We start from the raw sequence: 17,830 nt of genomic DNA on the forward strand, positions 1-17,830 counted from the left end.
CCGAAACCCGGCCAGCTCGCAGGCGGCAAACTGAGCGGCTGGTCGCGTCGACAGCGAGGCGACCGAGCACCAACGACGGCTTCGGCAGAAGAGGCAGACTTCAGGATCCGAGCTTTACGGTGGCGTACGGTTCCCAGACGTACATACCCTCGTCGCGGTTGAGAACGATGAGCTGACACGAGTCGATGACGGCGTTCGCGCTGAGTTTCGGCGCGGACGACAGAGTCTCGATCAGCGGAGCCGCAGAACCGTCGGTGTTGGTGTAGGCCAGGCTGAGGTGAGGGTTGTAAGGCTCGGCGGGCTCCGGTACTCGGTCCTCCCCCCAGACGTCGGCGATCGAGGCGCGGATCGCGGCACGTAGCTGCCGCACGGGTTCGACCGGGTCAACGGCGATCTGGATGGACTCGGAGTCGACGTGGGGCACGCCGATGGCGAGGTTGAACGGTGCCAAATGCGCGCAGCGGTTCTCAGCGGCGGCCACGATGGCGTCGATGTCCTCCGCGGCAACATCCTGAACAAACCCGATCCCCTGCATCGTGAGATGGAGCCATTGGTTTGGGATGACATCGAGGCTGGGCTGCGAGGAGAGCAAGGATCGGTACTGGCCAGCGAGCTCGTCGACCTCGGGTTGGCCGTCGAAGGTGATGTGCCACGTGTAGAAGCGGGAGCCAACGCCCCAGCCCGGTCGCCAGTACCAGTGGTTGCGGATGCTGGTGGTGTGGGGGATCGCCATTGGTTCTCCAGGTCGTTACGGGAGTTGACGGGCGGCGCCGGTGGCGCAGAACTCGGTGATCGCTGCTTGAACACTGCGCGCCTCGGCGCTCGTTCGCAGCGATGGGTTGCCGGCGAGGCTCCGGCCGACGTCACGCAGGCGGTGAATAAGCGGGTCGAGCCGCTGTTCGGGCGGCAGGCCGAGTACCGGGGACAGGATCGATACCGCCCCGTCGAGGCTTCCCGCGTTGAGATGTGCCGAGGCGGCCCAGATGCGGATTTGGGCCAGCGTGCCGTAGGCGACCGAGGGATCAACGGCGGCTTGCGCGAGAGCGTGCTCAGCATGCTTGATGGCGCTGGCAGCCTCACCGATGCGGAGCAGCACCGAGCCGGCGTAGTTGTGCTGGCGCACCATGCTGCAGGCCAAGAGTCCACCTACCGTGTCGACGGTGACATGCTCTCGGGCTGCGTCGGCCCGCCGCAGCGCCGATCGGGCCGAGTCAGCAGCACCGATTTCCGCCCACGCGTCTGCCTCCTGGCAGGCCAGCATGACCGCTGCGCTGCCCTCTGCGGCGTAGCCGAGTCCCCGCGCGGCGGCGTCCGCCGCGTCCTCGAAGCGCCTCTCCCACAGATGGACCTTGCTGATCGTGGACAGGACCCAGGCTCGGAGAGTGTTATCGCGGACGGTCTCGGCGCACATCCATGCGGTACGTGCTTGAGACTCCGCTGCGGCGGGATGGCCAAGGTCGCCAGCCATCCAGGCAAGCAGGCTGCATAGGTACCCAGCCCAGGTGTAGAGCTCTCGCGACTGGTCGGGATTCTGGCGACCGGTCTGCAGCAGCCGGAACACACGGTCGGCCAGTAGGCCCGCTCGGGCGTAGACGACGACTGGCGGCTCGGTCAGATAATCGACGGCGATCCTGCGGGTGGAGGCAATGACATCGTCGAGGGTGAAGGGCCCGACGTTGGAGGCTTGCGCCCATGTGCCGAAGCTGGCCGTGCGTTCTGCCACCGCGATCACCAATTCCGTCTCGTCCTGCAGAGCTCCGAGGTCCCACCGCATAGGCTCGGTCATCACGCCCGGCGGGGCTAGGGGTGTGACGGATCGGCTAGGCATCGGGACGGCGTTCCGGCCGCTCAGCATCTCTCGGTCCGCGTCCGGCATAGCGGTCAAGTCATCTAGGTCGACCAGACAGCTCGGCTCGGCGCCGAAGACCTGGGCCAGAGCGTTCAAGGCGGCCAAGGTGGGCCGACGGCCGCCGAAGGGCCATCGCTCGTAGTCGCTGATCCGTGCCCCTGTGATCGTCGCCGAACCGGTTCCGTTGGCGTTCAACCTCTCGGCCACCGCGTCCTGGGTCCAGCCATGAGCCTGTCGAAAGGCATCTCGCGGGCGCAATCCGAACCTTCGCTGCAGTTCAGCGGCGATGACTGTCGGCGTCGCGCCGAAGCCGGCCAACGTCTGGCGCACGTGGTCGCGCTGCGCTTTGGTGCCGGTTGTCCTTGCCATCGCGGTCACCTCCTACGTGCGGCCTTCCCGTCGCACGGTATCGCCCTTCTCGTGACAACCGGAACGGATGACGACGAGGCCACCGGTCTACCACTGGGTAGTTCCTCACCAAATGATCAAGGTAGATGCAGGTCAAGGGCCATGTGTGTGTGGGGGAAAATCTCACCACTCCTGGGAATCCATCTACGTCCATGCGTTGGCAAGCTTGCGGCACTGGATCGCCGATCGGTCCGGATGTGGCCACTCAGATGGATGCAGTGGGTGGCTAGCAAGCAATGCCAGTCATGGATGCCTACTGCCGCTAGCTCCCATGTCGTCAACCGGGCGGCAGACGCCACTCGGCTCCGTGCTGACACTTCTTACCCGCGTGGGGATGCCTGATGACAACGTCGAATGACCTGACCCGCTACGGCTACCGCCAGGAGTTGGCCCGAAGACTGCGGTTCCGGGACCTGGTCGCCTACGGCCTGGTGTACATGGTGCCGATCGCGCCGATGGCGATCTTCGGCAGCGTTTACGCCGGCTCCGGCGGGATGGTCGCCCTGGCCTACGCCATTGGTGTGGTCGCGTTGGTGTTCACCGCGTTCTCGTATGCGCAGATGGTGAAGGCCTTCCCCATGAGCGGCAGCGTCTACAACTACGCCGGCCGGGGCATCAGTCCGCCGGTCGGATTCCTCGCAGGTTGGGTGATCCTGCTCGATTACGTGCTCGTGCCGGGCCTGCTGTATCTGGTGGCGTCGGTGGCGATGCACGCCACGGTGCCGGCGGTGCCGGTGTGGTTGTGGCTGCTCGGGTTCGTGGCCGTCAACACGATCGTCAACTCGGTCGGGATCCGCATGACTGCGGTGGTAACCCGGGTGATGCTGATCGGTGAGCTGATCGTCTTAGCGGTGTTCCTCAGCGTCGCCGTCTGGGCTCTCGCCTCGGGCAAGGGCCGGTTCAGCTGGGACGCCTTCCACAACGCCGGCACCTTCACCTGGTCGCTGGTCGCCGGGGCGGTGTCGATCGCGGTGCTGTCCTTCCTCGGCTTCGACGGCATCAGCATGCTGGCGGAGGAGACCCGTGGCGGCACTCGGCAGATCGGGCGGTCGATGGCCGTCGTGCTCGTCCTGGCGGGGGTGTTGTTCATCGCGCAGACGTGGTTGGCGGCAATGCTCGTGCCGAATCCCGACGCGCTGCTGGCCGAGGGCGACGTGAACGGCACGGCCTTCTACGACGCCGCCGCCGTCGCCGGTGGAAGCTGGTTGGCAACCGTGTGCGCCGTCGCGACCGCGATCGCGTGGGGACTACCGAACTCGATGGTCGCCCAGGTCGCCACGTCACGGCTGCTGTACGCAATGGCCCGCGACCGGCAACTCCCGGCGTTCTTGGCGAAGGTGTCGGTACGCCGAAGTGTGCCGATCAATGCCACCCTGCTCACCGGCGTTGTCTCCCTCGTCCTGGGCTTGTACATGGCGACTCGGGCGGACGGGATCACGCTGCTGTCGTCGCTGATCAACTTTGGGGCGATGGTCGCCTTCCTTGTCCTGCACGTCTCCGTGGTCGTGCACCACCTGATCCGGCGGCGTAGCGGGAACTGGTGGGCGCACCTGCTCATGCCCGCGGTCGGCTTCGCGATCCTCGCGTTCGTGGTGGTGAACGCCAACATCGCCGCCCAACGCCTCGGCCTAGCTTGGCTCGCCCTCGGCCTGGTCGTCCTGGTCGGCCTCTACGCGACGGGCCGCCGCCCCGCGCTGTCCGGCCTGGCGCCGGCTCAGCCGGCCGGGCGTGACCTGGAGCGGGTGTGACCACGATGCCTCACGGAAACCACTTCACGTACCGGCCGGCCCGTGACGAGTTGGCCTACACCTTCGGCGGTCGGATCCCGGTGGCGCACGTGCACTCCGGTGACGTGTTCACCGTGCACACCGAGGATTGCTTTGGCGGGCGAGTGCGAGGGCCGGCAGACCTGCCGTCGCAGGTCTGCGCGATGCCGTACCTGAATCCGGTGTCGGGGCCGTTCTTCGTCGAGGACGCCGAACCCGGCGACACCCTCGCCGTGCACATCGCCTCGATCGAACCCGCCCGCGACTGGGGTGTCTCCGCGACGTTCCCGTACTTCGGGGCGCTGACCTCAACCCCTCACACCGCCACACTCCAGCCGCCCCTTGACGAACGGGTGTGGATGTACGACGTCGACCGCGCGGCCGGGATCGTGCGGTATCGGGCGACCGCAAGCGAGCACACTGTCGACCTGCCGTTGGATCCGATGATCGGCACGATCGGCGTCGCCCCGGCCGCGATGGAAGCTCGGGCCACGATCGTGCCGGACTACTACGGCGGGAACCTCGACACCCCTGAGCTGCGCGCCGGCACCACCCTTTACCTCGGTGTCAACGTCCACGGCGCGCTGCTCGCCCTCGGCGATGGACACGCCCGCCAAGGACAGGGCGAAGCCTGCGGGGTTGGGGTGGAGATCGCCACTGTCACCACCCTCGCCGTCGAAGTGATCAAGGGGGATCTCGGCACCGCGTGGCCTCGGCTGGAAACCAACACAGCGCTCATGTCGATCGGCTGCGCCCGACCGCTCGAGGACGCCTACCGAATGGCGCACCACGACCTCACCGCCTGGACCGTCGAACTGTGCGGTCTGGACAACCTCGACGCCTACCAGCTCATTTCCCAAGCCGGCCGGGCGCCGATCGGCAACGTCTGCGACCCCAACTACACAGTTCTTGCCGCCATCGACAAAGCCCTCCTCCCGCAGCCGAGGGCCGCCTACGAGGACGCCCATATCCGGCTGCGCAACCTCGTCGGCCGCAAGAGGTAGGAGCGGATTCGATGACCGCCGCTGCGATTCCCCGGCTGCCGCTGCGCGACGAGCTGTACCTGCTCGGCCACAACGACGACACCGGACAATCCCACATCCACCGCCAAGCCCTCGCCCTCGGCCTCGCCGGCGCCGTGCTCATCGACCTCATCATCAGCGGACGAACCGTCCTCGACGGCGACGGCCATCCGGTCGGGGAGCAGCGGGTCCGGCTGCACATCGACCGGCCCGTCGGCGACCTCATCGCCGACACCGCCATCGCCACCCTCCGCCACACCCACACCGCCCCACCCCTACGCCAGTGGCTACGCGGGTTCGCCGACGATCTCTACGAACGCACCCGAGCCGGCCTCCACGCCGCAGGCATCCTGCGCCACACCAGCCGCCGCCGACTCGGCGGACTCATCCGGGCCGACACCTACCTACCCACCCACACCCGATGGCCCGTCATCGCCCGCGCCCGACTGCGATACCTCGCCGACGGCCGTGAACAACCCGACAACCACACCGCCGCCCTCGCCGGACTCGTCGCCGCTCTCCACCTCGCCCATCACCTCTACCTCAACGACGACACCACCACCGTCACCAACCACCTCCGAGCCATCGCCAGCCAACACCACCGACCAGTCCGCGACGTCATCGCTGCCGTTGACGCCGCAGTCGGTGACCTCGCCACCGCCACCTACCGCTGAACGCAGAAGGGACCTCCACAGAGTTATGGTCACCCCGACTGTCCCCGTCCACCGTCTGGCGGTGAGCCTGCTCGGCAGCGTCCTGCTCGCTGGCTGCCACACCAGTACCCCCGCCGCCCAGACAGGGGCAACGACCGCATCACCGGCCACCAGTAGCCGGCCCGCCACCGCGCACACGGCCGTCACCGGGCCAGGCCTGACCGCTGCGCAGCGGCTGACCGCCCTCGCCGACACCATCAGCGCCACACCAGCCGACGGCACCACTGGCCTGCCCTACACCTACCTACACATCCAGTCCTGGACTCGCGCCACCAACGCGATCACCCGCACTGACCTGCGCCAGTGGCGCCGTAACACCGACGGCTCTGGCCAAGAGACCACCCGACGCCTACCCGACCTACCAGGCCTCGACCACCAGCCCGCGCGCGACGATCGCACCCTGCTCACGCAGGCATCCGAGACGACAACGCAGCACCCACCCGGCAGCCTGCATCCGTACCTGACCGAGCCGCTGCCAGCCGACGCGAGCGCCCTGGCCGGCGCACTGGCCCCCCTTCAACTTGCTGCCGAACCTGCCTACCCGAGGATGCTCACCAACGGCGTCGCCGCGCTCGCCAGCAACCAATACCTCAACCGAGACCAGCGGGCGAAGAGCCTCCGCGTCCTGGCTACCGTGCCCGGCATCACCTACCGCGGACAGACCACCGACCTCGCCGGCCGCGTCGGCCTGACCTTCACCGTCAGCGCCGACGGATCCACGTCGCAACTGCTGGTCGACCCGGGAAGCGGCGAGATCCTCGCCGCGCACGAGCGGCTGACCGGAAGCCGACCGGGTCTGTTCTCGTACTTCCTCATCCTCGAGCGGGGTCACACCGCCCACGCCGGCGTCGCTACCAAGCCCTGAGAGGCCACCAGCATCAGTAGGACCTGAAAGGAGGCTCGGCAATGCCCCTCCGTTCTGCCCCCGGCTCACCAAGTGCCCACGACCAGCAGCGTTGTCCGCCATTACCAAGCTCAGACATGATCACCAGCACCTTCGGTGGTCACGCACAAACCCTGCCAGAGCTTTGGACGAAGCCCCTTCATGCGGCATCCCGGCTCGCCTCGCAGCACTGCGAACAATGGGCGGCGGAAACAATCTCCCGCGACCCAGCTGCTGACGACCACGCTGTGGCGGCCGCCAAACGATTGATTGACTGCCTCAACGCCACACGGGTCGGTTTGATCAGTGAGATCGACTCGTGGGTTGAGCAGGTGGTTCGGGCTCCGGACGAGGGCCCGCTGCATACCGAGACGATCGGCTCCGTGATCGACCGCTTAGCCATCGCATGGATTCGGTGGAGGCGGTTCTCCGAGGCCGCCGAGATGGACCTACGCGACGTAGACCCTTCACTGGCCCTGCAGCAGTTCACCGAGCTCACGGAAGCCTACGACGCCCTTGTGCTCGATATCCATGAGGGCCGCCGCCGAATCCCTCGATGGCGCACGCTGAAGAGCTATCGGGGGCCGCGATGAGGATCGCCGTCACTCTCAACGGTGCCGACAACGTCGGCAAGACCACGAACGCCCGGTGGTTGGCGTCGGCGCTGCCGGACGTCGACTTCACCGGGACAATCGATCGGTGGGACCGGCGATGGGCCGAGGTGTCGCAACGGGACTTCGGTCAGTGGTGGTTCGTTGACAGCACCACAGACGAACACATCGACCTCGTGTTCAGCTCTCACGCCGCGCGGTGCGCCGGTGGTCGGCCCTTGGCGTTGGAGGACCGCGGTTGGCCGATGCTTGTAGCGACCTGCGCGGCAACGGCGGTGGTCAAGGACGGCATTTCAACCGCCGAGGCGCTCGCACAAGTCGAGGCCAAAGCACGCCGTTACGCCCCTACGCCGCGTCGCGAGCTGCACCTGCTGCTGCGCCACAGCAGCCAGCCTGCGGCCGAGGCACACCACGCCGTGGAGCGTGACCCTGCACCGGCCACTGAGCGCTACGCCGAGTATCAGTGGCGATTGGCGGAGGCGATCGATCTTCAAGTCGACGGCGGGGAATACCAGGCCATCGTGGTGCGCGGAGACCGCCCACTCCTTGATGTGCAACGTGAAATCCGCGAGGCTCTGACGCAACTCGACGTGCCCGTCGTCCCGCTGCCGCCGGACCGGATCGAACACCTATGGGTGCTCGCTGGTATGTCCGAGAGCGGCAAGAGCACGGTCGGCGAGCTGCTGCGCACTGAGCACACAGCCACTCGACTGAAGATCGGCTATCTCATGCAGCTTGGCGCCGATCGGCGCGGTGCGGCCGATCCGTATCGCGAATGGGACGAGGTGACCCAGGCGCAGATCCTCTCGGAGGAGATCCTGCGGTTCGCCGCACTGAACCCAGGCTCCCACCGGATGAGCCTGGAGAGCGCGCACCGCCTCGAAGCCACAGCACACCTTCGCAGGATTTGGGGTGAGCGCTGCGAGGTCCTATACCTCGACATCCCGCACCGGCTTCGCTCGCTGCGTGCCACCGAGCCCACGGAATCGCTCGCCACTCGCGACGCGATCAAGCAAAGCCGTGGCGGAGACCGCATCGTGTCGGTTGCCGACACGGTGATCGACAACAGTCGCAGCCTCGCCGCGCTGAAGAGCGCAGTCACGGAAGTTGTTCACCGCAGGTCCGCCGCTACGGTTCCGCCGCAGGCGGAAACGCCTATCCCTGATGCCCTGCAACCGCTACTCGCGGACTGCGTCGCCAGGCTGACCGATTCTGAGACAACGCTTGTCGCCGTCACCGGCAGCCTCGCCCACCAAGGCTGGCTACCCGGATGGAGCGATATCGACCTCCTTGTCGTGCGCGACACGCTACCGCTGAACTGGCTTCAGAGCAGACGTATAGCTCAGAACGGACCGGCGGGCGAAAAGATCGCGCTGTCCTCGTTTACCACGCGAGAGGTGCGCGCCGGGTCTGTCCCACCTCGGGTACTGCACGCGTTGCGGCAGATTGCCCACGATGGGCGAGGTCTGCTCTACCGCCGAGACGGCCTCACACTCAACGCCTTCGACGCACCAACCGACGACCGGGCCTCACGCAGCGAGTTGCCGCTCGTGGTGATGGTGCTGCGGCGGCTCGCCGCGAACCCGGCACTCGATGTCCGCGCTGCCTATAAGCACGTTGTGCTGATCATGAAGATCATCCTGCGTGCCGATGGGGTTGACCTAGACGCCAGCGAGGAGGTCCGCCTCGCCTTCACCACCAGCCATCCGGGTGCCGAAGTCGACCTCCCGGTAGTGGCCGAGGTCAGCGGCGACCGGTGGCGACAGGACGAAACGCTCTCCCACCGGGTCCGCGAAGCCGCCGCCAAGATCCTCGTTTATCACGACGCGCTCGGCTGCGCGGCCACCTCCGATGCCCCCAAGACGGAAGGACCCGATCTTCGATGACCACCGCCTTTGACGAGGTTCTTCACGCCGATCGAGTGACCCGGCTCGGGGTGGGAGACACCACTCGCCCGATTCGCGTCGTCCATGGCCTCGACGGCATCCGCACCGACGTGGCCGCAGAACAGGTACTGGCCACCGGGCGAAGCTTGTGGCAGCGATGGTGTGAGCACCCGGCGTACCGGCAGCACGATCTGCTGTTGGGTCTGGACGCCGGCGGCATCGTGCCCACGATCGCAATCGCCTGGGCCAGTGGCAGCCAATACCGCCTTGCTTGGAAGGTCAACCTTGACCTGCCCGAGAAGCTTGTCTTCCACGAGCCGCATGCCCGACGCCTTGAAGTCTTCGCGTACGGCGACTTCAAGGGCCAGCGCGTCCTCATCGTGGATGACGAGATAACCACAGGACTCACGTTGGCCAATCTCGTCAGGGCACTCCGTGCGGCCGGAGCCGATATCACTGGTGCGCTCTGCCTGGTCGAAGACACCGCCGGAGATGGTCGACGGTTACTCGAGAGCAGCGAGGTCCCGCTGTGCGTACTGACCACGCTGTGACCCTCGTCGAGGAGCCGGTGCGTCATCGCGGCGGGCGGTACGTCGTCCGACGTGAACAGGCGCCGCTCGGCCGGCTCCTGCCGTATCGACGGGCCAACGGAGAGATCCCGCCGCGACGGGCACGGCTCGACGCAGTACGTGAGGCCGGCTGGCGCGTCGACTTCGGCTCTCGCGGACTCGGCGACCTGCTGCTCGGCCTCGCCATGGCCCAGGCACTTCACGACGCCACACACGATCAGTTCGAAACACTGGAGTACGCCGGCAGGCGGGCGGACCTAATCGCCCGGTGCACCCTTCCAGTCACGGTCGAGTACGGGGACAGGCACCAACTGGGTACGCGGAGCAGCGATAACGCCGTGGAATTCGACGCGGTACCGGAATCGCCTCCGACGCTGCTCGACCTCGTCGACGTCGAGCTTGTCGAGGTCCATGCGGCGCTGCCGATGCGCTACTACCTCGACATCGAGCAGACCCTCGGCGCCAGGCTCCCCGCATCCGGTGATCCGTGCCCCAGGTTCCGGTCGACCGTCGCAGCGCCAGACCCATTCCACGTGGTCTTCGTGGCCACGACAAGTCGCCCCGACCGCAAGGACTACGGCATCGATAACTTCAGCGCTCTCGCCGAACACCTGACGACCCGCCACTCGGCCGCCTGGCGCTTCAGCCTGGTGACACCACCGGGCCACCAACCTGCGGCACCCGTAGGGCAGATCGAAGTACTTCACGGACCAAAGGCGGTCGACTGCATTGACCTCTTCGCCACCGCCGAGCTGGTCATCGGCAACGACACCGGCCTGACTCATCTCGCCGCGCTCACCATCCGACCGAATGGCACCCAGCCGCACGTGGTCGGCCTCTACGGACGACACGGCTACGCCAAGTGGATCACCGGATCGCCACACCACCACGCGGTGGCCACCCCGTTCTCGCACCTGATGTCGCTCGCCGACGCGTGTCCCGTGCGGGACCGCTACGACGACACCGTCTGGTCCACCGCGAGCGACCTTCGGGCCATTCCCGCCAAGGACATTGCCGACTTCGCGGGGCAGTGCGCCGGGTGGTGGCAACGATGATCCGGGTCGCCCGCTACCGCCGCTTCACCATGAACCGCACGTTCCACCTGGACATCGGCTCACACCGCCTTTTCGCCAAAGTGAACCCGAACCCGGTGGAGGCCGCCGCCGAAGCCGCCGGATACCAACGAATCCGCCACCACTACCGGGTACCAGGGCTGCATTCCCAACACCGCATCGGGCACTGGACCCTCACCCTCTACGACCGCCACCAACCAGATCTTGCGGACACCGGCCTGCTCCTCGACGCTCTCACATCGACCGACGCAGACAGCACGGCCAACCTCGATCGCGGGCTAGACGCGATCTTTCAGCACTACCGCCGAACCATCGACGCGACAATCTGCCGCGTCCCCGCCTCGCGCACCAACGGCAAGCTCTACCGCGACCGGGTCCAGCCCTGCGGCAGGCTGGACCACTACTACGGCCACGACCCGATCGTGCTCAAACTGGCCGACGCCGACGGTCTCCGACCCACCGAGCTGCGAGAGACCACCCTCATGGTCAACGGACAGCCCCGACGGCTCGACTTTCCTGCCCTTGTCAGCGAGCTACGCGACGCCTTCCACCCCGACGAGCAGGTCTGGGCCGCGATAACCCAGGGCGACCCCACCGACTTCAACATCGGCCTCGACGCCGACAGCAGGCCCGTCTGGTTCGACTACGACACCGCAGGCCTCAACGCCCTGCCCGGCGAGATCGCCTGCTTCCTCTGGTACCAGAGACTTCACGGCGCCTGGCTCGTCCCGCACTACAACACCGCCGCCTACGCCGACCACACGATGGCGCTCGCCGAAGCTGTCGAACCCACCGTACGGCTCAAGAGACTCTCCGACCGATCGGTCGGCATCGACTACCAGCACCAACCATCGCCGGCCCGGCAGCAAGCCATCACCCGATACCTCACGACGCTCGCCCGGCCGCTCGCACTCTCCGCCGCCACCGACCTACTCACCTGGATACGCCCATACCTCGCCATGCGGATCCTCGCGGTCTACCCACTACAGCTCCTGGAACCCCGCGACGCCGCTCTGTCGCTGGGCCTGCTCGCCGACCTCTACGCACCCGACGCCGACCTGGAACAGATCCTCGGACTCACCCCTTGTGCGCCGACGGAGCCGCCCTCGTGAGCCGCTCCATCGCCGTCATCACCGGAGCAGGCACCGGCATCGGCGCGGCCATCGCCACCCGGCTGTCCGCCGACTTCGACCTCGTCCTGACCCACCTCCACGACGACGCCGACCTCGCTGCGGTCGTCGAGGCCGCCCGCCGCCACGGCGCCCAGACCCACACCATCACCGGAGACCTGACCGTCGCCGACACCCAGACCGCACTCCGCGTCGCGATCGAGCAACACGCCACCCGGCTCGCGGCCCTGATCAGCAACGCTGGCGCGTACCCTCGCGTCCCTTGGAGCCGGACGGACCCCGACGTCCTTCGCGACCAGCTCGAACTCAACCTCGTCACGCACGCCGCTGTCATCCGCGCCGTCACGCCGGCATTCATCGATAACAACTACGGGCGTATCGTCGCGGTCTCCTCAGTCATGACCCAGCTCGGACGCGTCGACCTCGCCGGCTACATCGCCGCGAAAAGCGGCCTGGAGGGACTCGTCCGCGCGCTCGCCCGCGAACTCGGACCCCACGACATCACCGTCAACACCGTGCGGCCCGGCTCGATCGAGGTCCCCGCAGAGCACAGCGTCGTACCCGACCACGACGCCATGGTTCGACGCCAGCTCGACCGACAGTGCATCAAACGACGGGGCCAACCCTCGGACGTCGCCGCCGCCATCGCCTTCCTGGCCTCACCAGCAGCGGGATTCATCACCGGCCAAGCGATCAACGTCGACGGCGGCTGGCACCTGTCATGACCACCCTCTGGATCCGCCACGGAACCAGCCTCGACGGAATCACTCGCCCCCACGCCCATGCCCGACCCGACACGCCACTCAGCGCGCGCGGCGCGGCACAGATCGCCGCTACCGCCCACACACTTCGTGACCGCGGTGTCCGGCCCACAATCGTATTCACCAGCCCGCATCCGCGCGCCACCACAAGCGCGGAGATCCTGGCTGCGCTGCTCGGCGTGCCACTCGCCGCGCCGAACCCGCTGTACGCCGAGTGGCGCGCCCCCGACTGCGTCCTCGGTAAAGAACCTGACGACTACCCACCCGAGTACCGGACCTGGCGCACGCACCGGCTCCGCGCCCCGGACTCAACCCTGGCCGGCGGCGAGAGCCTTACAGCGCTTTACGAACGGGCGATGGCCGCCTCCACGGTCCTCGGACACCCGGTCGAAGGAAACACCGCCTTGATCGTCTCGCACCGAGTGCTCATCGGCGCCGTCGCAGCGATCATCGCCGGAGCGAGCCGCCCCCAGGACGTCTTCCAGGCCGCGCGCCGATTCACGCTCGCACCGGCAGGGATCTGGCCCGATTCAGGTCAACTCCGATAGCAACGCGTCAGTGTTCGCGAGGATAAAATCCTTCAGGGCTGCAGGCTTCAGATCTACCTCAGGAAGGCGGTCGACAGCCACCCGGTCCAGGGCATAGCCGCCCCGGCCCGGATCAGTGAACTCCGGACCCGTGCGGGCACTCGTGTCTACCCGTGTGAGCCGGCAGGAGACGAAGTGCTGTACGGACACCCCCTCGCCGGCCGGCGAGCTGAACAAGAACACCTGGCTGAGCCGCTCTGCCTCCGCGCCCAACTCCTCCCGCAGCTCACGACGCAGGGCCGCATCGAGGGTTGCGTCCGTCGGCTCAAGGCCGCCACCGGGCGCAGTCCAGTAAGGGGCTTGGCCGGACTTTGTCCTCTTGATTAACATGAGCTGATTGCGTTCGTCCCACAGGATCGCCCGTACCGACCGACGTACGACCTTACGCATGTAGACCCCTATCAGCACTTGCTCAAGGCGCGGGCGATCTGAAGTTACACCGTGACGTAGTGCAAGCACAAAGTGCTCAGATTGCGTACCGTGAGCGTGACCTGGTCTCGACAGTGGCGGGGCAGACGGCCCCATTCAGGCGAGGATGAAACAGCTCCCGTGCGACGACCATAGTTGCAAAATGGCAGTGACTCTCATCGAACGTCAACCCATCCATAGTCGGGCACCGGCGCCGAGCAGATCGGACTTGCGGCGTTCGTAGTCGGGCATAGCCCGTTCCACCATTGCCCAGAACGCGGACGTGTGCTGCGGGTGCGCCACGTGCGCCAGCTCGTGCACCAGCACGTAGTCGATCAGCGACGGCGGTAGTTGCAGGGTTGCCCAGTGGATGTTGAGCCGGCCATTGGCGCTCAGAGACCCCCATCGGTAGCCGAGGTCCCGCACGTCCAGCCCGGTCGGGAACAGACCCATCCGGTCGGTCCACGGACGCAGCCGACCCGGCAACCACTGCCGGCCCCGAGCGCGATACCAGCGGACCAGGTACGCGCTCGGGTCTGGGCCGGCTGCAGCCGTTCGGGGAAGAAGCAGCCGACCGCGTTCCATCCGCACCTCATCGGTATCGGTGACGAGCAGGCGGTGGCTGCGGCCCAGGTAGGCGAACCCTTCCCCGCTGACGAACTCCTTAGCTGGCCGGGCGGACAGCAGGAGGTCCTTCTCGGCCAGCTTGCGGTAGACCCACATCCGTTTGGAGTACGCCCATGCGGCCAACGCATCAGGTGGGCATCCGGTGGGTGCCTGCAGGTACAGCGACCCGTCCCGGTCGACTGTGATGCCGACGGTGGCGCGATGCGGCGACTCGCGGACCGCGAAGTGCAGGTCACCGATGAGCATTGTGTCGGGTAGCGCTTCGGCCACGCTCACGGCGAAGACGCCAGCCGGTGGTGGTTGTGCTTGGCCAGCTCGAGCAGCCGGTCGGCGAGCGGTCGCAGCATGGCGTACTTGAACAGGTCGCTGCCGTCCTCCAGCCGGCTGTCGTCCAGTCGCGCGATGATCGCCCGGCGGAGCTGTTCGCGCTTGTGCGGGTTGTCCCAGAAGCCGACCAGGCGTACGTCGTCGCGGATGAGGTGTACGACGTCGATGGTGGCCTGCCGTAGCGGTCCGGCGATCTCGGCGGCGACCGGTCGGCCGAAGTCGGCCAACTCTTGGGCGATGAGGTCGTGGAACGGTGCCTCGATACCCGCGTCGAGTCCGTTGCTGTCCTCGGTGCGCCCAGAGGTGACTACCGGCAGGAAATCGGCCAGCGCGAGCGCGAGCTGCTCCCACTGGTCCCGCAGCTGGCTGATGATCTGCTCCAGGTGCTCGGACAGCCGCTGGTAATGGGCCGGGTCGGTGTCCATGCGCTCGCCGATGTGGTGGCGGATGGCATGCTCCATCTCCGATGCCTTGGCGCGAGGGCTGGTCAGTCCGCTGACCTTCTCCGCGTAGTCGGCCGAGGTGATGGAGATCGGTGGGATCTTCTGGCTGATGCCCAGGGACTGGACGTGCGCGTCGATCAGCGCTCGGACCTTCTCGCCGTAGACCCGAACGTCGAACAGCGTGTGGTCGCGGTAGCGGCGGCGGGCCAGCAGCGCGATCGTGCCGAACGCCTTCGCGTCGGCCACATAGGGCAGGGCCTTATCCGACGGCAGAACGATCTCCATGCTGCGGTTGAATGCCTTGAGTGCTGCTTCGAACCGGGCCCTCAGCCGCTCCTCGGCCAGCGCCTCCACGCAGGCGTCCTGCGCCGCCACAATGCTGAAATCACTGATGCTCGTGAAGAGCTGCCGCACCGCGGCGTGCGCGGCGGCCAACCGCGGCACCTCGTCGTTAAGGCTGGTCAGTGCGCCGTCGATGTCGTCGTCGGCATACGCCTCCAACGCCTGCGCCAGGTGGTGCGCGACACCGTAGTAGTCCACGACGTAGCCGACACTCTTGCCCAACGTGGTGCGGTTGACCCGTGCGATGGCCTGCAGCAGGTCCGCTTCTCGAATCGCCTTATCCAGGTAGAGCACCTGCTCGCGAGGCGCGTCGAAGCCGGTCAGCAGCATGGCGTTGACGATTAGCATCGCCACCGGGCTGGTCTGGTCGGCGGGCACGCCCGGCATGGGCAGCTTCTTTTTCTTAAAGTCGTCGACTACCTGCTCGTACCCGCTGGTCCACTCCATGATCGGCGACTTGTCGTTCTGCGTGCCGGAGATCACCGGTACGAAGTCGAGCTGCGCGATGACGTCCCGATAAGGCCATGCTCGCACCAGTAGGGCACGCCTGGCGGTCAGCCGATCGACCCGCTCCAGAGCGTCTGAGGTCTTCCACGCCGGATCGAGTGCATCCAGCTCAGCGATCAGGGCGTCCCGGGCAGCCAGGAACGCGGTCCGGTAGCGGATGGTGGCGAGTCGGCTGGTGGCCACCACCTGAGCCTTGAAGCCGTTTGGCAGCACCACCTCGACGTAGTGGCGCAGCATGTTCGCCGCCTTCGCGGCGATGAGCTGCTCGGCCTCGGCGACGTGCCGCTTGGTGGCGTACCGCTTCTTCAGCTCCTCGGTCTGCTCCTGGGTAAGCCCGTACAGATCGATGAACTCGTCGATGTCGTCAGCGTCGTTAATGCCGCCGCGGGTGGTACGGCCCTCGTACAGGATCGGCACGGTCGCCCCGTCGGCCTCGGACTGGCGGATGTCGTACCGGTCCAGGTACTCACCGAAGATCGTATGGGTCTTCTTCTTTGCACCCATGATGATCGGCGTACCGGTGAACCCAACCCTGGCCGCGTTGGGCAGTGCCTTTTGCAACGCCGCATGCAGCGCGTTCGAGTGCGACCGGTGCGCCTCGTCGACCAACACCAGCACCTCGGCGGACTTGTCCAGCTGACCAATGTTCTTTAGCGCAGCGTCGTCGGTCTTCTTCGCCTGCGGGTTGCGGTACTTCTGCACCATCACGAAGATCAGCGCCTTGCCAGGAATGGCCAATAGTTCCTTGGCCTTGGTCACCTTGGTCGTCGTATGGACCGTTTCCCCTGTAAGCTCCGCCGTCTCGGCGAGCTGCTTCTGCAGATCCTTGCGGTCGGTCACCACCACGACCTTGAACCCGACCAGCGCTGGGTGCGATCGCATCGCCCGAACCAGGAACACCATGGTCAGGCTCTTGCCCGACCCCTGGGTATGCCAGATGATCCCGCCGCGCCTATCGTGCTCGCCGTCCTGCGCCCGGGTCGGGCCGGTCAACAGCCGCTCAATCGTCGTCCGGACGGCGCGGTACTGCTGGTACCGCGCGACGACCTTGATCTTGCGATCCTCCGGCTGCATGAACAGCGTGAAGTGCCGGACCAGGTCCAGCAGCCGGGCGGGGTGCAGCATCCCCGCGACCAAACGCTGCTGAGGGGACAGCCGCGCAACGCCGAGAGCGGCCTGGACGTCATCTTCAGGTACGGGGGCAGTGGTTTTCCACTCCGCGTAGTGCTCGGCCAGTGACGTGAACGTGCCCACCCGAGCCTCATCGAAGCAGGTGGCGACGACGAATTGATTGGTGTAAAACAGCCGCTCGCTGCCCTCCGGCTCGACCGAGCCGCGCTGATTGGCGTATCGGCGTAGCTGCTCGATCGCGGCGTTGACCGGCCCCGGCACGGTCGGAGACTTGGCCTCCACGACGACCAGCGGAATGCCGTTGACGAACAGCACAGCGTCGGGATAGATCGGAGTACGCCCGCCGGGCGGGTCGACCCGGAACTGGTTGACCACCAGGAACTCGTTGTGAGCCAGTGGGTCGGGGCTGGTCCAGTCGATGAAGTGGACGGTGCGGTCCCGGGCACCATCCCAGCCCGGCACGCCCTCGACGGTCACACCGTGCAATAGCTTCTCGGTCAGCTCCTCGTTGATCTCTAGCACCGAGGTGGCCCGTGGCCGGGTGAGCTGGGAAACCGCCTGGCTGATCCGCCCATCATCGAGCCACTCGCGGCCGTCCTCGTCGAGGTTGATCCGCCGCAGCGCGGCCCGGAGCCGATCGAGCAGCAGCACATCCCGGAAGTTCTCCCGCCCGGCGACGCCGGACGATTCGACTTTGCCGCCCCCGACGCGTCGCCACCCCATCCGGACAAGTTGCTCAAGCAACGGCCGCTCGACCCGTTCGTACTCCGATCCGGACCCCATGCAG

General features: G+C 66.8%; 16 protein-coding genes. 11 read left to right on the forward strand and 5 right to left on the reverse strand.

Going from position 1 to position 17,830, the window contains the following annotated elements:
- Nucleotides 1-100: 100 nt before the first annotated feature.
- On the reverse strand, nucleotides 101-733 hold the full coding sequence (locus AB0C25_RS04015) for a 2'-5' RNA ligase family protein (RefSeq protein ID WP_357369367.1): 633 nt from the start codon (nucleotides 731-733) through the stop codon (nucleotides 101-103).
- Between the two features lie 15 nt (nucleotides 734-748).
- Nucleotides 749-2,218, reverse strand: a complete 1,470-nt coding sequence (locus tag AB0C25_RS04020) for a helix-turn-helix transcriptional regulator (protein WP_357369369.1) — start codon at nucleotides 2,216-2,218, stop codon at nucleotides 749-751.
- Between the two features lie 380 nt (nucleotides 2,219-2,598).
- Between AB0C25_RS04020 and AB0C25_RS04025 the strand changes: the two genes are divergently transcribed.
- From AB0C25_RS04025 to AB0C25_RS04075, 11 genes are all read left to right on the forward strand, one after another.
- Nucleotides 2,599-4,005 carry an APC family permease gene (locus AB0C25_RS04025; RefSeq protein WP_357369371.1) on the forward strand — a complete coding sequence of 469 codons (1,407 nt, stop codon included), beginning with the start codon at nucleotides 2,599-2,601 and terminating at the stop codon, nucleotides 4,003-4,005.
- Nucleotides 4,006-4,010: 5 nt separating this feature from the next.
- Complete coding sequence (locus tag AB0C25_RS04030; protein WP_357369373.1) at nucleotides 4,011-5,027, forward strand: acetamidase/formamidase family protein; 1,017 nt, start codon at nucleotides 4,011-4,013, stop codon at nucleotides 5,025-5,027.
- Nucleotides 5,028-5,038: 11 nt separating this feature from the next.
- Nucleotides 5,039-5,719, forward strand: coding sequence for a GPP34 family phosphoprotein (locus AB0C25_RS04035; RefSeq protein ID WP_357369375.1), 681 nt, complete (start codon nucleotides 5,039-5,041; stop codon nucleotides 5,717-5,719).
- A 61-nt stretch (nucleotides 5,720-5,780) separates the two neighbouring features.
- Nucleotides 5,781-6,623 (forward strand): hypothetical protein, encoded by an 843-nt coding sequence (locus tag AB0C25_RS04040; protein WP_357369377.1) that lies wholly within the window; start codon nucleotides 5,781-5,783, stop codon nucleotides 6,621-6,623.
- A gap of 116 nt (nucleotides 6,624-6,739) precedes the next feature.
- Nucleotides 6,740-7,234, forward strand: a complete 495-nt coding sequence (locus AB0C25_RS04045) for a DUF4254 domain-containing protein (protein ID WP_357369379.1) — start codon at nucleotides 6,740-6,742, stop codon at nucleotides 7,232-7,234.
- Entirely contained in the window at nucleotides 7,231-9,138 is a 1,908-nt protein-coding gene (locus tag AB0C25_RS04050; protein ID WP_357369380.1) for a hypothetical protein, read from the forward strand. Before AB0C25_RS04045 ends, AB0C25_RS04050 begins: the two co-directional genes overlap by 4 nt.
- On the forward strand, nucleotides 9,135-9,689 hold the full coding sequence (locus AB0C25_RS04055; RefSeq protein ID WP_357369382.1) for a phosphoribosyltransferase: 555 nt from the start codon (nucleotides 9,135-9,137) through the stop codon (nucleotides 9,687-9,689). Before AB0C25_RS04050 ends, AB0C25_RS04055 begins: the two co-directional genes overlap by 4 nt.
- Nucleotides 9,668-10,762 (forward strand): glycosyltransferase family 9 protein, encoded by a 1,095-nt coding sequence (locus AB0C25_RS04060; RefSeq protein ID WP_357369384.1) that lies wholly within the window; start codon nucleotides 9,668-9,670, stop codon nucleotides 10,760-10,762. Before AB0C25_RS04055 ends, AB0C25_RS04060 begins: the two co-directional genes overlap by 22 nt.
- Nucleotides 10,759-11,892: a hypothetical protein gene (locus tag AB0C25_RS04065; RefSeq protein ID WP_357369386.1), complete on the forward strand. Its 1,134-nt coding sequence runs from the start codon at nucleotides 10,759-10,761 to the stop codon at nucleotides 11,890-11,892. Before AB0C25_RS04060 ends, AB0C25_RS04065 begins: the two co-directional genes overlap by 4 nt.
- A complete protein-coding gene (locus AB0C25_RS04070) occupies nucleotides 11,889-12,635 on the forward strand; it encodes an SDR family oxidoreductase (RefSeq protein WP_357369388.1) in 747 nt (248 codons plus the stop codon). Before AB0C25_RS04065 ends, AB0C25_RS04070 begins: the two co-directional genes overlap by 4 nt.
- Nucleotides 12,632-13,219, forward strand: a complete 588-nt coding sequence (locus AB0C25_RS04075; protein WP_357369390.1) for a histidine phosphatase family protein — start codon at nucleotides 12,632-12,634, stop codon at nucleotides 13,217-13,219. The genes AB0C25_RS04070 and AB0C25_RS04075 overlap by 4 nt, the downstream gene beginning before the upstream one ends.
- Here the strand turns inward: AB0C25_RS04075 and AB0C25_RS04080 are convergent.
- The 3 genes from AB0C25_RS04080 to AB0C25_RS04090 form a co-directional block, all read right to left on the reverse strand.
- The gene (locus AB0C25_RS04080) at nucleotides 13,202-13,648 is read right to left on the reverse strand and encodes an NUDIX domain-containing protein (protein WP_357369392.1); all 447 of its coding nucleotides are present in this window, start codon (nucleotides 13,646-13,648) and stop codon (nucleotides 13,202-13,204) included. The two genes, AB0C25_RS04075 and AB0C25_RS04080, sit on opposite strands and share 18 nt — an antisense overlap.
- A gap of 204 nt (nucleotides 13,649-13,852) precedes the next feature.
- On the reverse strand, nucleotides 13,853-14,569 hold the full coding sequence (locus tag AB0C25_RS04085; RefSeq protein ID WP_357369393.1) for a SprT family zinc-dependent metalloprotease: 717 nt from the start codon (nucleotides 14,567-14,569) through the stop codon (nucleotides 13,853-13,855).
- The gene (locus AB0C25_RS04090) at nucleotides 14,566-17,826 is read right to left on the reverse strand and encodes an HsdR family type I site-specific deoxyribonuclease (protein WP_357369396.1); all 3,261 of its coding nucleotides are present in this window, start codon (nucleotides 17,824-17,826) and stop codon (nucleotides 14,566-14,568) included. The genes AB0C25_RS04085 and AB0C25_RS04090 overlap by 4 nt, the downstream gene beginning before the upstream one ends.
- Between the last annotated feature and the right edge of the window lie 4 nt (nucleotides 17,827-17,830).

Origin of the sequence: Micromonospora sp. NPDC048839 (assembly GCF_040649915.1) — a bacterium.
GTDB lineage: Bacteria > Actinomycetota > Actinomycetes > Mycobacteriales > Micromonosporaceae > Micromonospora.

Bases quoted from the DNA above. Each gene is read 5' to 3' on its own strand.
- AB0C25_RS04015 (WP_357369367.1), bottom strand. From the start codon at position 733: ATGGCGATCCCCCACACCACCAGCATCCGCAACCACTGGTACTGGCGA.
- AB0C25_RS04020 (WP_357369369.1), bottom strand. From the start codon at position 2,218: ATGGCAAGGACAACCGGCACCAAAGCGCAGCGCGACCACGTGCGCCAG.
- AB0C25_RS04025 (WP_357369371.1), top strand. From the start codon at position 2,599: ATGACAACGTCGAATGACCTGACCCGCTACGGCTACCGCCAGGAGTTG.
- AB0C25_RS04030 (WP_357369373.1), top strand. From the start codon at position 4,011: ATGCCTCACGGAAACCACTTCACGTACCGGCCGGCCCGTGACGAGTTG.
- AB0C25_RS04035 (WP_357369375.1), top strand. From the start codon at position 5,039: ATGACCGCCGCTGCGATTCCCCGGCTGCCGCTGCGCGACGAGCTGTAC.
- AB0C25_RS04045 (WP_357369379.1), top strand. From the start codon at position 6,740: ATGATCACCAGCACCTTCGGTGGTCACGCACAAACCCTGCCAGAGCTT.
- AB0C25_RS04050 (WP_357369380.1), top strand. From the start codon at position 7,231: ATGAGGATCGCCGTCACTCTCAACGGTGCCGACAACGTCGGCAAGACC.
- AB0C25_RS04055 (WP_357369382.1), top strand. From the start codon at position 9,135: ATGACCACCGCCTTTGACGAGGTTCTTCACGCCGATCGAGTGACCCGG.
- AB0C25_RS04065 (WP_357369386.1), top strand. From the start codon at position 10,759: ATGATCCGGGTCGCCCGCTACCGCCGCTTCACCATGAACCGCACGTTC.
- AB0C25_RS04075 (WP_357369390.1), top strand. From the start codon at position 12,632: ATGACCACCCTCTGGATCCGCCACGGAACCAGCCTCGACGGAATCACT.
- AB0C25_RS04080 (WP_357369392.1), bottom strand. From the start codon at position 13,648: ATGCGTAAGGTCGTACGTCGGTCGGTACGGGCGATCCTGTGGGACGAA.
- AB0C25_RS04090 (WP_357369396.1), bottom strand. From the start codon at position 17,826: ATGGGGTCCGGATCGGAGTACGAACGGGTCGAGCGGCCGTTGCTTGAG.